11 protein-coding genes, 1 tRNA gene and 1 pseudogene are annotated in these 13023 nt (G+C 71.5%); 1 reads left to right on the top strand and 12 read right to left on the bottom strand.

Going from position 1 to position 13023, the window contains the following annotated elements:
* Window positions 1-147: 147 nt before the first annotated feature.
* From ACH5AF_RS01970 to ACH5AF_RS01940, 7 genes and pseudogenes are all read right to left on the bottom strand, one after another.
* Window positions 148-1485, bottom strand: a pseudogene (locus ACH5AF_RS01970) (MFS transporter).
* A gap of 155 nt (window positions 1486-1640) precedes the next feature.
* Window positions 1641-1713: transfer RNA gene (locus ACH5AF_RS01965), tRNA-Ala, on the bottom strand.
* Between the two features lie 173 nt (window positions 1714-1886).
* Window positions 1887-2573 carry a histidine phosphatase family protein gene (locus tag ACH5AF_RS01960; protein WP_398899768.1) on the bottom strand — a complete coding sequence of 229 codons (687 nt, stop codon included), beginning with the start codon at window positions 2571-2573 and terminating at the stop codon, window positions 1887-1889.
* Entirely contained in the window at window positions 2570-3004 is a 435-nt protein-coding gene (gene rsfS, locus ACH5AF_RS01955) for a ribosome silencing factor (protein ID WP_215184459.1), read from the bottom strand. The genes ACH5AF_RS01960 and rsfS overlap by 4 nt, the downstream gene beginning before the upstream one ends.
* A gap of 264 nt (window positions 3005-3268) precedes the next feature.
* Window positions 3269-5146: an LCP family protein gene (locus ACH5AF_RS01950; protein ID WP_398899335.1), complete on the bottom strand. Its 1878-nt coding sequence runs from the start codon at window positions 5144-5146 to the stop codon at window positions 3269-3271.
* A 19-nt stretch (window positions 5147-5165) separates the two neighbouring features.
* Window positions 5166-5789 (bottom strand): nicotinate-nucleotide adenylyltransferase, encoded by a 624-nt coding sequence (gene nadD / locus ACH5AF_RS01945; RefSeq protein WP_398899334.1) that lies wholly within the window; start codon window positions 5787-5789, stop codon window positions 5166-5168.
* Between the two features lie 39 nt (window positions 5790-5828).
* Window positions 5829-5993, bottom strand: coding sequence for a hypothetical protein (locus ACH5AF_RS01940; protein ID WP_215184465.1), 165 nt, complete (start codon window positions 5991-5993; stop codon window positions 5829-5831).
* A 216-nt stretch (window positions 5994-6209) separates the two neighbouring features.
* Between ACH5AF_RS01940 and ACH5AF_RS01935 the strand changes: the two genes are divergently transcribed.
* Window positions 6210-7271: a M48 family metallopeptidase gene (locus ACH5AF_RS01935; protein WP_398899333.1), complete on the top strand. Its 1062-nt coding sequence runs from the start codon at window positions 6210-6212 to the stop codon at window positions 7269-7271.
* Between the two features lie 485 nt (window positions 7272-7756).
* Here the strand turns inward: ACH5AF_RS01935 and ACH5AF_RS01930 are convergent, their stop codons facing one another.
* From ACH5AF_RS01930 to proB, 5 genes are all read right to left on the bottom strand, one after another.
* Window positions 7757-8830, bottom strand: a complete 1074-nt coding sequence (locus ACH5AF_RS01930) for a hypothetical protein (RefSeq protein ID WP_398899332.1) — start codon at window positions 8828-8830, stop codon at window positions 7757-7759.
* A 99-nt stretch (window positions 8831-8929) separates the two neighbouring features.
* On the bottom strand, window positions 8930-9541 hold the full coding sequence (locus ACH5AF_RS01925; RefSeq protein WP_398899331.1) for a hypothetical protein: 612 nt from the start codon (window positions 9539-9541) through the stop codon (window positions 8930-8932).
* A gap of 90 nt (window positions 9542-9631) precedes the next feature.
* Entirely contained in the window at window positions 9632-10924 is a 1293-nt protein-coding gene (locus tag ACH5AF_RS01920; protein WP_398899330.1) for a glutamate-5-semialdehyde dehydrogenase, read from the bottom strand.
* A gap of 63 nt (window positions 10925-10987) precedes the next feature.
* Window positions 10988-11590: a hypothetical protein gene (locus tag ACH5AF_RS01915; protein ID WP_398899329.1), complete on the bottom strand. Its 603-nt coding sequence runs from the start codon at window positions 11588-11590 to the stop codon at window positions 10988-10990.
* Window positions 11591-11729: 139 nt separating this feature from the next.
* The gene (proB, locus tag ACH5AF_RS01910; RefSeq protein ID WP_398899328.1) at window positions 11730-12857 is read right to left on the bottom strand and encodes a glutamate 5-kinase; all 1128 of its coding nucleotides are present in this window, start codon (window positions 12855-12857) and stop codon (window positions 11730-11732) included.
* Window positions 12858-13023 lie beyond the last annotated feature (166 nt).

Raw genomic sequence — 13023 nt, 5'->3', positions numbered from 1 at the left:
GTTGAGGCGAGCACGCGCCTCCGCCGTGGCAAGCAGGTCATCGGCAGCCTCCTCGGCTTCCTCGCCGCTGGCGGACATCGTGCTCTCCCTCCCGTACCGCCGGTGTCCCCTCCGGCCGTCCGATTCTGCCATGGCCACGCAAGGAGGTCAGCGGCGTTTGCGAACGAGACCGGCCACGGCACCCAGTCCACAGGCCGCCGCCAGCGCGAGCGCGGTCACCCAGAGTGCGTTCCCGGAACCGCGCGGTCCGGATTCGGTGAGCCGGCCCAGGAAAAGCGTGCCGAACAGCGCGATGCCGATGAGCTGTCCCAAGTGGGTGACGGTGGCCGGCAGCCCGCTGGCGTCCGCGGCGTCCTCCTGCCGCACCTTCGCCAACGTGCCGGTCAGGGTGGGGCTGTAGGCACCGGGGCTCTTCCGGCACCACTGACGACGAAGGCCGCGAACAGCAACGGTCCGCCGTCTCCGCCGTCCCGCAGCAGCGCGCCCACGGCAGCAGTCGTCGGACCGGTCACGAGGAACCCCGCTGGAACCATGGCCCGGTGCCAGGCGACCGGCAGCGACACCAGGTCATCGCCACGACGCCGAACACGACGGCGGAGGGCGCGAGCAGCAGCCCGGCGCGCAGTGCGCTGCATCCCAGCCCGCCCTGGACGTGGAGCGTGATCGTGAACAGGAGGGCGGCGTTCACCGCCATGACGGCGGCGATCCTCAGCGCCGCCGGCCCGATACCGGGAGTGCGCAGCGCCCGCGGCGAGATCAGGGGAGCGCCGCCCCACCCGGCGAGCCGCGCCTCGTACGCCAGCAGGCCACACACGATCAAGACGGACGCCGCCTGCGACAGCCAGGATCACGGCGGCCAGTCCTGCTCCTGGCCCAGGACGAGCGGAGCGGTGAACAGCGACACCGCGGCCGTGAGCAGCACCAGTCCGGGCAGATCGAGCGAGCGGGTGCGCGCGCCGGTCTCCCGCCGGTCCCGCGGCAGCACCCGCGCTCCCACGAGCGGGAGGGCGAGGCCGATGGGCACGTTGACGAGGAAGACGGGCCGCCAGCTCGTACCGAACAGGTCGGCGCTGACCACCACCCCGCCGACGACCTGGCCGGCGGCGGCACCGCTCGCGAGGACCGCGGCGTAGGTCCGAGCGCACGCACCCGCCCCCTCCGGTGAAGATGCGCTGGATGAGGCTGAGCACCTGAGGGATCATCAGGGCCGCACCCGCCCCCTGGAGGAAGCGGAACGCGATCAACTGCCCGGTGCCGGCGGCGACTCCACAGGCGAGCGACGAGTCGGTGAAGACCGCCAGGCCCCCGAGGAACACGCGCCGGTGCCCGAGCAGCGCGCCGAGGCGGGCGCCGGTGCCCGAGCAGGACGGCGTAGGAGATGGTGTATCCGACGACGACGAGTTGCAGGCCGGCGCCGGAGGTACGGAGTTCGGCACGGATCGTGGGTGCCGCGGCGTTGACGATGAAAGTGTCGAGGAGCGCCATGAACTGCGCGGCGAGCACAGCGGCCAGGAGCAGCCGGGCGGACGCTGCGGGCGCTGCGGGACTGACCGGCGCCGAGCGCCCAGGAGTCCCTGTGGGGATCACACGGGATCGCAACGCGAAGATCCCGCCCCCTGCCGGGGACGGGATCGTGATTGTGGAGCTAAGGAGAATTGAACTCCTGACCTCCTGCATGCCATGCAGGCGCTCTACCAACTGAGCTATAGCCCCGCGTGTTCTTCGCGCGCCGCGCTGCGAACAAGATGAACTTTAGCCTGCGACCTGCCGGAAAGTGAAATCCGGGTCCGCGGGCCGCCCCGGCGGTCGTCGCCGGGGCGTGACCGGTGCCGGACCCGTGGCCTCTGCGCGGCAGGGCGGGAGCCTGCCGGGAGGGCCGTCGGGTCTCAGGTGTCGTCGCCTAGCACCGGCTGGGGAAGCGTTCCTGCATTGTGCTCCAGCAGCCGCCAGCCGCGCGCGCCCTCGCCCAGCACGGACCAGCAGCAGTTCGACAGACCGCCGAGGCTCTCCCAGTGGCGGGCCTCCAGGCCCAGCAGCCGGCCGATGGTCGTACGTATGGTGCCACCGTGGCTGACGACGACGAGCGTGCCGTCGTCGGGCAGCTTCTCCGCGTGGTGCAGAACCACGGGCGCGGCCCGGTCCGCGACCTCGGTCTCCAGCTCGCCGCCGCCGCGGCGCACGGGCTCGCCGCGCTTCCAGGCGGCGTACTGATCGCCGTACTGCGCGATGATCTCTTCGTGGGTCAGGCCCTGCCAGACGCCCGCGTACGTCTCGCGCAGCGCCGCATCGTAGGAGACGTCGGCGCCCGTGATGGCGGCCAGCTCGCCCGCCGTCGCCGCGGCCCGCTTGAGATCGGAGGCCACGATCGCGTCGGGCTTCAGCGCGGCGAGCAGCCGGGCCGCGCGGCGCGCCTGCGCGATCCCGGTCTCGGTCAGTTCGATGTCCGTGGAGCCCTGGAAACGGCGCTCCAGGTTCCACGAGGTCTGTCCGTGGCGCCACAGGACCACACGGCGGCCCCGCTTCCTGCTGGTACGGACGTCACCGGCCGCACCCCCGCCCCTCGTGCCGTTCAGCTCAGCTCACCTTCCGCTTCCTTGCCGGCGAGCCGAGCGTGCTCCTCGGCCTTGCCGCGGGTCTTCTTGGCGTCCTCGGGCAGCGGGAGCTCGGGGCAGTCCTTCCACAGCCGCTCCAGGGCGTAGAAGACGCGCTCCTCGCTGTGCTGGACGTGGACGACGATGTCGACGTAGTCAAGCAGGATCCAGCGGGCGTCACGGTCGCCCTCGCGGCGCACCGGCTTGGCGCCGAGCTGCTTGTTCAGCCGCTCCTCGATCTCGTCCACGATCGACTTGACCTGACGGTCGCTGGGGGCTGAGGCGAGCAGGAAGGCGTCGGTGATCGACAGCACGTCGCTGACGTCGTACGCGATGATGTCGTGCGCGAGCCGGTCGGCGGCCGCCTGGGCGGCGGTGTTGACGAGCTCGATGGAACGGTCCGTGGCGGTCACAAGCAGGCTTTCGTCGGCGGTCGGGAACCCTTCAAGGGTCTCACGGACCGCCGACACACCTCACCGACATATCCCGGGGGGCCACGTCAGCTCCCGGAGCCCGACCGCCAGGCCCAGGGCTCGGCTGCGGCGACGGGCTCGCCACGGTCGCCCGGCCGGGCCGCTTCAGTCGGCCGGCGCCACGGTCCGACGGACCGGGCCGCATCAGTGGGCCGGCCGGCCCCGTCCGCCCGGACCCTGCCCGCATCAGTCCGCCTGGCCACCTCAGTCCGCTGTGTCGCCTGCCTTGAAGTCGGAGCCGAGGACCACCGACACATCGGCGTTCGCGGCGGCCTTGCCCTTCTTGACCACGTCCACGGGCAGATCGAGCGTCTTGGCGACCTCGACAGCCTTCGCCTTCTGCGCCTCGTCCCCGTAGGTGATCCGCGAGGTGGCGACGGTGTCGGCCCTGCCGCTGTCGATCACCGTGTAGCCGCCGTTGACGAGCGAGATCCTGGCCGTCTCGGTGGCCTTGTCGTCGCCGGTGGCGTTCTTGATGCCGACCCGCACGGCCGCACCCTGCTCCGGTGCGCTGACCGAGCCACCCAGCACGTCCTTGACCACGCTGTTCGCCGCCTGCTCGGTGAGCGTGCCGTCCTGCTGCACGGGCAGTAGGGCGGTCCGGTAGTCGCCGCCCTTGGCGTGTTCGGCGAGGGAGGCGAGCGAGGTGCCGAGGTCCTTCTCGTTCAGGGAGGGGTCGAGGATCTGCGCGAGGGTCTCGATGACGACGGTCGCCGACCTGGGGTCGTCCGGGAGCTTCTTCAGCACCCCCTGCATGACCTGGCCGAAGCGCTGCAGCTGCTTCTCCTCGGCCTCACCGGGCCCCACGTACGTGGCGTAGGCGACGGCGGCGCGTCCGTCGAGGGTCTGGTTCTCGCCCTTCTTCACCAGGGGATCGTCGCCCTTCTTCACGCCGGGCACCCCGATGTCGGTCGTCAGATCGATCGTCCCGACCAGTTCGACGAGGTTCTCCAGGTACGGAGTGTCCAGCCGCCAGGTGCCGGAGAGCTTCGCGCCGAGCAGGGTCCCGATCGACTCGCGCGTCCCGGTCGACCCGTCGTCCTCGACGGACTTGCCGAGCGTGGTGGCGGTGCCGTCGTCGTTGGCGACAGAGAGGGTGTTCGGGAGGAGGACGGTGGTGCCCTGCCCAGTGGTCACGTTGTCGACGAGGAGCGCCGTGGAGGTCCGCTCACTCTTGGTGTTGTGCAGGTGGACCACGATGACGTCGCGCTTCTGCGGGCCGGCCGCCGTGCCGCCAGTGCTCTTGGCATCGGACAGGCCGGGCAGCTTCCCCGCGTACCAGAGGTAGCCGACGCCGCCGACGAGGACGAGCGCCATCGTGACGACGAGCGCGACGACACGGTTGCGGCCGCGGCGCTTGGCCTCCTCCCGGCGTTCGGAACGGCTCTCGGTGAACTTGAGCCAGTCGATAACGTCCTCGGAGTCCTCATCGGGCTCCTCGATGAAGGAGAACTGCTCGGTGCGGTAGTCGCGGTCGTCCGCACCGCGCCGCTGCTCCGGCACGGCCGCCGGACCGGGCGCGGCCTGAGCCTGGGCGCGGGCCTGGTCGTGGCGCCGCGCCTGTGCCTGTGCCTGTGCCTGTGCCTGTGCCTGTGCCTGTGCCTGTGCCTGAGCCTGAGCCTGAGCCTGAGCCTGAGCCTGAGCCTGAGCCTGAGCCTGCTGCTCGGCGGGAACGGGCTGCTGATGGGGAATGTTCCACTGCTGGGTGGTGTCCACGACCGCGGGCCGCGTGCCCGTGTCGTATCCGTACCCTTCGTAGCCGTATCCCTGTCCGCCGGACTGCGGGTGGTGCTGGTGGGTGGCGTAGGGGTCGTACTGCCCGTACTGGTCCGGCCGGCCCGACCTGTCCGTGCCCTGCTGGGCGTACGGGTCGTAACCGTAATCCTGTCCGGCCTGGGGCTGCTGCCCCTGCTGCTGCCCCGCGGACTGCTGGGGATACGGCTGCTGAGGGTGTTGGGGTTGCTGCTGTGCGTAGGGGTCGTACGGCTGGGGCTGCTGGTAGACCGGCTGTCCGTACTCGTCGTAGCCGACGATCTGCGGCTGCTGGCGGTACGGGTCGTAAGGATGCTGCTGGTCGTTCACCGGTGCCCCTCTCCGTGGCTCACTCGCCGCGGTACAACTGGCGCTTGTCGATGTAGCGCACCACACCGTCCGGCACCAGATACCAGACCGGGTCACCCTGGGCGACCCTCTCCCGGCAGTCGGTCGACGAGATGGCGAGCGCGGGAACCTCCACCAGGGAGACTCCACCTTCGGGCAGCCCGTCGTCGGTCAGGTCATGGCCCGGCCGGGTCACACCGATGAAATGGGCGAGCGAGAAAAGCTCTTCGGCGTTCCGCCAGCCGATGATCTGGGAGAGCGCGTCGGCGCCCGTGATGAAGAAGAGGTCCGCGTCGTCGTTGAGGGAACGCAACTCCCTCAGCGTGTCTATCGTGTACGTCGGCCCGCTGCGGTCGATGTCGATCCGACTGACCGAGAACTGGGGGTTGGACGCCGTGGCGATGACCGTCATCAGATAGCGGTCCTCGGCAGGTGACACATTCTTGTGGGTCTTCTGCCACGGCTGCCCCGTCGGCACGAACACCACCTCGTCGAGGTGGAAAAGGGCGGCCACCTCGCTGGCGGCCACCAGGTGCCCGTGGTGGATCGGGTCGAACGTCCCGCCCATCACACCGAGCCGGCGCTTGCCGGAACCGGAACCCGTAGCCACGTTCTGCTCTCCCATGCGTGCAGAGCCTACTGGCACGGGCGGCCGCCCCGGGACTCAGCGGTCGCGGTTGAAGCGGGTGGTGACCCACAGCAGCAGGAGCAGCACGAGCAGGGCGCCGCCGCCGGTGATGTACGGGTTGAGGCTTTCGTGGTTGCCACCGTGCTCGCCGCCTTGGGCGAGAGTGACCAGGTTGGCGGCAGCAGCGCTGGTGAGGCTCATCTTCAGCAGGACCTATCGATCGGGAGTCGGGGCAGAGACTTCGCGCACATCGTATGCGGGCCGTTCGGGCACGCTCACGCCGACTCGGTCGTTGTCGTTGTCCACGGCTCGGCAACTGCGGTTATCCACAGCCCCCCGCCGCGTCAAACCCCAGCGCCTACGCTGGGTGCCGTCAAAGGGGGACGAGCACGGCTCGCGACAACAACAGGGGGCACCATGACCGAAAGCCAGGAGCAGGCGCCGAGCAGGCGGCGTCAGAGGTTCCCGGACATCTCCTCACGGGCTTACGAGCATCCGGCGGACCGCTCGGCGCTGGTGGCGCTGCGCAAGCTCACCGGGTTCGACACCGTGTTCAAGGCGCTCAGCGGGCTGCTGCCCGAGCGCAGCCTGCGACTGCTCTTCCTCTCCGACTCGGTGCGGGTGAGCGACGCCCAGTTCGCGCATCTGCACAGCATGCTGAGGGACGCCTGCTACATCCTGGACCTGGAGAAGGTCCCCGCGATGTATGTGACGCAGGACCCGCGTCCCAACGCGATGTGCATCGGCCTGGACGAGCCGATCATCGTCGTCACCACCGGCCTCGTGGAGCTCCTCGACGAGGAGGAGATGCGCGCGGTCGTCGGCCACGAGGTGGGCCACGCGCTGTCGGGCCACTCGGTGTACCGCACGATCCTGCTCTTCCTCACCAGCCTGGCCCTCAAGGTCGCCTGGATCCCCCTCGGCAACATGGCGATCATGGCGATCGTGACGGCGCTGCGGGAATGGTTCCGCAAGTCGGAGCTCTCGGCGGACCGCGCCGGTCTGCTGGTCGGCCAGGACCTACAGGCGTCGATGCGCGGCCTGATGAAAATCGCCGGTGGAAATCATCTGCACGAGATGAACGTCGACGCGTTCCTGGCGCAGGCCGAGGAGTACGAGGCCGGCGGCGATCTCCGCGACTCGGTGCTGAAGATCCTCAATGTGTTGCCGCGCTCGCACCCGTTCACCACCGTCCGGGCCGCCGAGCTGAAGAAGTGGGCGGAGAGCCGCGACTACCAGCGGATCATGGACGGGCACTACCCGCGCCGCGCGGAGGACAAGGACACCTCGGTGAGCGACTCCTTCCGCGAGTCGGCGTCGCACTACGCGGAGTCGGTGCGCACCAGCAAGGATCCGCTGATGAAGCTGGTCGGCGACATAGCCGGCGGCGCGGGCGACCTGGGCGGCAGGCTGCGCGACAAGTTCACGGGCGGCGCCCCGGGCACCGGCACGGGTGGCGGCGGCACGCCGGACGCCTGACCGAGCGGCACGCGGCGCGCCGCGCCTGCCGGGCAAGCGGGGTGCGCTCGGCGGGGGCCGCCTGGGTCGGCCCGAGCCAGGCTGAGCGATGCGGGCGTGCGACGCCCTCGCTCCGGGGGCGGCCAGGCTGGCCCGAGCCGACCCCGAGCGGCCCGGGGTGTGCACGCCGCTCCCGACGGCCGGGACGCCGACCGTACCCGGGCGCGTCGTGCCCCCTGCGGCGGGCGCCACGACCACGCCGGAGCCCGGACGAGCCCAGCCGCGGCAGGGGAACGGCTGAGCGGGCTGGGCACTGGGCGGCAGGGCGCCTGGAGAGCAGCGTCCCGCACAGGGACGCGGTCACGCGGCCGGAGCCGGACGGACCCAGCCGCGTCGGCTAGGCAGCGGGGCGGCGTAGGGGCGGCTGGGCACTGGGCGCCTGGAGAGCAGCGTCCCGCACAGGGGCGCCCCTCCCACTGGCCGGAGCCCGGACGGACCCAGCCGCGTCAAGGAGACGGCTGGGCAGCGGAGGACAGCGTCCCGCACAGGGACGCTGTCGCAGGGCCCGGAGCGTACGGGTCGGTGACAGCCGGGCCGTCCGTGCCGGCGCGCTGGCCGGCGAGCAGCGGCCGCAGGAAGCCCGTCGCGTCGGATCCGCAGTCCTGCGGCCCTGCGTGGACGGACCCGGCCAGTGCCTCCAACCGGTGGTGGCGTAGGTCGTCCCGGTCGAAGCGGAAGCGCATCTCGCGCCGCACGGTGAACAGCGACGCCTCGTCGCTCGCGGGTCCGGTCGTGGCGGCGGGCCGCAGCGCGTAGACGAAGGTGTGGTCAGAGGTGATCTCCAGCGCTTCGGATGCCGTCTCCGTGACGATCAGGGTGCCCTCCACCCGCACGGTGTCGTCGGCCAGCGCCACCTTCGCCGGGTCGAAGCGCACCAGCCACCCCGTGGTCGCGTGCCGGCCGTCGGCGGCGGGGGAGGCCACGCTCCGGTCGAACTGCGCCAGTTGGTCGGGATGGAGCAGCGCGCGCACCGGGCGCACCGCGCCGCCGGTGAGCACGTCGGGGTCCAGGGACGACTCGACCAGGAAGTCCTTGGCCGTGGCCAGGGCGGTCAGCACCTGGCCCTCGCTGAAGTGGGCGGTGCGGCGGACCGCGGGCATGGTGATCCCCGCAGCCCCGCTGCGGTACTGGGCGGCCGGGCTGTCCGCGAAGAGTTCGGCGGGTGTGCCGCCGGGCACCGGGCCGCGGGGCGCGAGGGGGACGAGGGTGATGCGGAGCTGTTCCGCCGGCCTGACCGCCCCAGGCTGGTGGGGCTGGCGGATGCCGAGATAGACGGCGGTACCGAAGGCGACGGCGACGAGGAGGACGAACAGCAGAATCTGTTTCGAGGCGCGGCGCATGCCCGCTGCGGGAAGGCTGCGAACGGCGGGAGCGTGCTCGCCCATACGCTCCTCGGCGGAGAATTCCTGGACCCGGGCAGCCTGTACGAACGATTCGTCGAACACGACGGATCGGTACTCGTCCTCACCGCCAGGGAGCCCCTCGGGCGTCCCCTCAGGCGGGTCTCCGCGCCGAGCCATACTTTCAGGGTAGGTCTGACGCGGGCACGATAAACGCGCTGGTACAGACGAGTTGTGACGACTTCTCACGCGCTCGGCCACATGGCCGCACGCCCCGTTTCAGGGGGTGCGCGGTTCCGCGTGGACCCGTGGTGCCGGGCGGTCGGCGGCGGCGGTGGTGGGACCGCCCCCGCGGCCGCTGACCGTGGCCCCTGTCGGCGGCGCGTCCACGCCCGTCCGGGCGGGCTGCGGCACCTGGTCCTGACGGTTGCCGGAGGCTCCCCGGTAGACGGCCGTGAAAGCGAGGGCGACCATGCCGATGCCCATCACCAGGGCCAGGATCCAGGCCACCGGCCGGTGCCAGCGTGCCGAGCCTCGGTAGGGACGCAGAGCCCCGCCGTGGCGGCCGTAGGGGCTCACGGGGCCGAGATCGTCGTCCTCGTCCGCGTACTCCCGGCCATGGCCATGGCCGTAGGGAACGTGGAGCTCGTCGTAGAGATCGTCGTCGGAGGGGGCACCGCGCGGGGCCGAGCGAGCGGCGTCGGCCTCGGCGCGCGCCTCGGCGGCGGCCAGCAGCCGCTCGATCGCGGTCGGCTCATGGATCGCGGCGGCCCGTACGAAGTCCTCGTCGAACACCACGGAGGCGAAGTCCTGATCCGCGCCCCCGCGGTCGACAGAGTCCTCAGGGTCCCCGCCGTCCTGAAACGGCCTGCCCCCCACGTCGTCCGGCACGCTCTCAGAGTAGACCGGGACGGGGGGTTTGGGCAGGGAGAGGGCGAACTCTCCCCACCCGGGTGACGCCCGGGAAGGCGCCGCTGACGGTCAGCGGACGTGACCGTCGCCCGTGACGATGTACTTCGTCGAGGTCAGCTCGGGCAGGCCCATCGGGCCGCGCGCGTGCAGCTTCTGCGTGGAGATCCCGATCTCCGCGCCGAATCCGAACTGACCACCGTCGGTGAAACGGGTGGACGCGTTCACGGCGACCGTCGTCGAATCGACCAGCTGGGTGAACCTGCGGGCCGCGGCCTGCGAAGTGGTGACGATCGCCTCGGTGTGACCGGAGGACCAGAGCCTGATGTGGGCGACGGCCGCCTCCAGCGACTCGACGACCGCCGCGGCGATGTCGTAGGACAGGTACTCGGTCTCCCAGTCCTCGGCGGTCGCCGGCACGATCGTGGCCTTGGTGGCGTCCGCGTACTCCACGACGCGCTCGTCGCCGTGGACGGTCACGCCCGCGTCGGCGAGCGCGTCCAGGGCGCGCGGCAGGAAGGCCGCGGCGACGTCCTTGTGGACGAGGAGGGTCTCGGCGGCGTTGCAGACGCTCGGTCGCTGCGCCTTGGAGTTGATCAGGATCTCGACCGCCATGTCGATGTCGGTCTCGGCGTCGACGTAGACGTGGCAGTTGCCCGTGCCGGTTTCGATGACGGGGACGGTGGACTGCTCGACGACCGTCCGGATCAGGGAGGCCCCGCCGCGCGGGATGAGGACGTCGACCATGCCGCGGGCGCGCATCAGCTCCCGCACGGAATCACGGCTCTCGCCGGGCACCAGCTGCACGGCGTCGGCCGGCAGCCCGGAGCCGCCGACAGCGTCCCGGATGACCTTCACCAGGGCGGTGTTGGAGGAGTACGCGGAGGAGGAGCCGCGCAGCAGGACCGCGTTCCCCGACTTCAGGCAGAGGGCGGCGGCGTCCGCGGTCACGTTGGGCCGGGCCTCGTAGATGATGCCGACGACGCCGAGCGGGACGCGCACCTGGCGCAGGTCGATGCCGTTGGGCAGGGTCGACCCGCGCACCACCTCGCCCACCGGATCCGGCAGGGCCGCCACATCGCGCACGTCCGCGGCGATGGCACGCACCCGCTCGGGGTTGAGCGTGAGCCGGTCGATGATCGCCTCGCTCGTGCCGGCTTCGCGGGCCCGGGCGATGTCCTCGGCGTTGGCAGCGACGATCTCGCTGGTGCGGACCTCCAGCGCGTCGGCGATCGCCAGCAGCGCGTCGTCCTTCGCCGACCGCGGCAGCGGCGCGAGGTCGGCGGCGGCGGCCCTGGCCCGGTAGGCGACCTGGGCGACCGGGGACATGTTGTCGTACGGCGAGACCGAAGGGAGCGACGTCATACCCGCAGGGTAATGCGCCGCCGTGGCGGTCCGGAACGTATCCCGTAGTGCGAGACAGAAGCCTCAGAAGGGGTGTACGCCCACCGGGGACGCGGGCGGCGGGCCGTATCCCTCGGCGATCCGCTGGTGGTAGGTCTGGCGGTCGATGACCTCCAGGCCGACGATCTCCCACGGCGGCAGCCTGGCCGTGGAGCGGTGCTCGCCCCACAGCCGCAGGGCCACGGCCGCCGCGTCGTGCAGATCGCGGGCCTCTTCCCAGTAGCGGATCTCCGCGTGGTCGTTGGCGTAGCGGCTGGTCAGCAGGAAGGGGTGGTCGTGGGCGAGCTGTTCCAGGCCGCGGCGGACCTCCTTCAGCGGGGCTTCCGGTCCCGAGACGCTGAGCGTGATGTGCCACAGCTTGGACAGCACCTGCTCGTCGGGGCGGCCGGGCGTCTCGGTGACGCCCCGCACCGCGGCCGGGCCGCCGGGTCCTCCGGCCGACGGACCACCGGCTCCCCTGGGCCCGTCGCCGCCGCTCAGTCCGTCACCGAACCCGTCACCGAATCCGTCGTCCAGTTCGGCGGCCCCGCCGACACTGGTCAGGGTTCGTTCCTCGCCCCCTGCCCGGCGGGCGGGGGATGTCCTCCCCTTGCCTCGGGGCACGTCCCCAGGGCGCGCTCGTTTCACCGGCGGCCTCCTGTTGCTGCGTCGTTGCCTTCCCCGACCAACCCCCGCAACAAAGTGGACCAGTCCGCGGCGGGGTGTGGGGCGGTTTTGGTAAAGGTCTCTGCCAGATGGCGGGACTTTCCGCCCTTTCAGGGCCCGGTCAGGACTCCAGGACGACGAGATCGTCCCTGTGTACGACTTCCCGTTCGTATGCCGGGCCCAGCTCCCGCGCCAGCTCGCGGGTGGAGCGGCCGAGCAGTTGCGGGATCTCCTTGGCGTCGAAGTTGACGAGCCCGCGGGCGACCGCGCGGCCCGCGGTGTCGCGCAACTCGACCGGATCGCCGGCGCTGAAGTCGCCGTCCACGGCGGCGATCCCGGCGGGCAGCAGCGACTTCTTGCCGTGGACCACGGCCCGCACGGCGCCCTCGTCGAGGGTGAGCGATCCTTGCGGGGTGGAGGCGTGCGCGAGCCACAGCAGACGGTCGGCGGAGCGGCGTCCGGTGGCGTGGAAGAAGGTGCCCGTGGGCCGTCCGGCGAGGGCGTCGGCGGCGCGGCTGGCGGAGGTGAGGACGACAGGCACACCGGCGGCGGCCGCGATCCGGGCGGCCTCGACCTTGGTGACCATGCCGCCGGTGCCGACGCCCGCCTTGCCGGCGCTGCCGATCTGCACATGGGCGATGTCCTCGGGACCGCGTACCTCCTCGATGCGCGAGGTGCCGGGGCGGGCAGGGTCGCCGTCGTAGAGGCCGTCGACGTCGGAGAGCAGGACGAGCAGGTCGGCGCGTACGAGGTGGGCGACGAGTGCGGCGAGCCGGTCGTTGTCGCCGAAGCGGATCTCGTCGGTGGCGACCGTGTCGTTCTCGTTGACGACGGGGACGGCGCCCATGGCGAGCAGCTGGTCCAGGGTCCGGTAGGCGTTGCGGTAGTGGGCGCGGCGGCTGGTGTCGTCGCTGGTCAGGAGCACCTGGCCGACTCGGACGCCGTACCGGGCGAAGGAGGCGGTGTAGCGGGCGACGAGCAGGCCCTGTCCGACGCTGGCGGCTGCCTGCTGGCGGGCCAGGTCCTTGGGGCGCCGGGTCAGGCCCAGCGGAGCGAGTCCCGCGGCGATGGCGCCGGAGGAGACGAGGACTATCTCCTTCTCGCCGCCGCTGCGGATCTTGGCGAGGACGTCGACGAGAGCGTCCACCCGATCGGCGTCGAGACCGCCCGAGGCGGTGGTCAACGACGACGAACCGACCTTGACGACGATCCGCCCGGCCTGCGTCACCTGCTGTCTTGCCACTGTCACAGGCCGAATCTATGTCAGGGCGCCTGTCCGATGCGCGCGCATTCCGCCCGCTGGACGGCAGTGCTGCGCCAGCCCCGCCGAGCGGTTTCGGCCGTGCGGCCGGGCCCCCGGGCCGCGCGCCACGCCGCAGGAAGACCGAAAGCCCTTTCCCATACCAGGAGTTGAG

The sequence above is a fragment of the Streptomyces sp. NPDC018833 genome, from assembly GCF_044390825.1.
GTDB lineage: Bacteria > Actinomycetota > Actinomycetes > Streptomycetales > Streptomycetaceae > Streptomyces.
Note: the sequence above shows the minus strand (reverse complement) of the source record. Positions and strands in the feature narration are given on the sequence as shown.

Coding starts and splice junctions, on each gene's coding strand:
- nadD (WP_398899334.1), bottom strand. CDS start 5,789: ATGGGAGAGCAGAACGTGGCTACGGGTTCCGGTTCCGGCAAGCGCCGG.
- ACH5AF_RS01940 (WP_215184465.1), bottom strand. CDS start 5,993: ATGAGCCTCACCAGCGCTGCTGCCGCCAACCTGGTCACTCTCGCCCAA.
- ACH5AF_RS01935 (WP_398899333.1), top strand. CDS start 6,210: ATGACCGAAAGCCAGGAGCAGGCGCCGAGCAGGCGGCGTCAGAGGTTC.
- ACH5AF_RS01930 (WP_398899332.1), bottom strand. CDS start 8,830: ATGGCTCGGCGCGGAGACCCGCCTGAGGGGACGCCCGAGGGGCTCCCT.
- ACH5AF_RS01920 (WP_398899330.1), bottom strand. CDS start 10,924: ATGACGTCGCTCCCTTCGGTCTCGCCGTACGACAACATGTCCCCGGTC.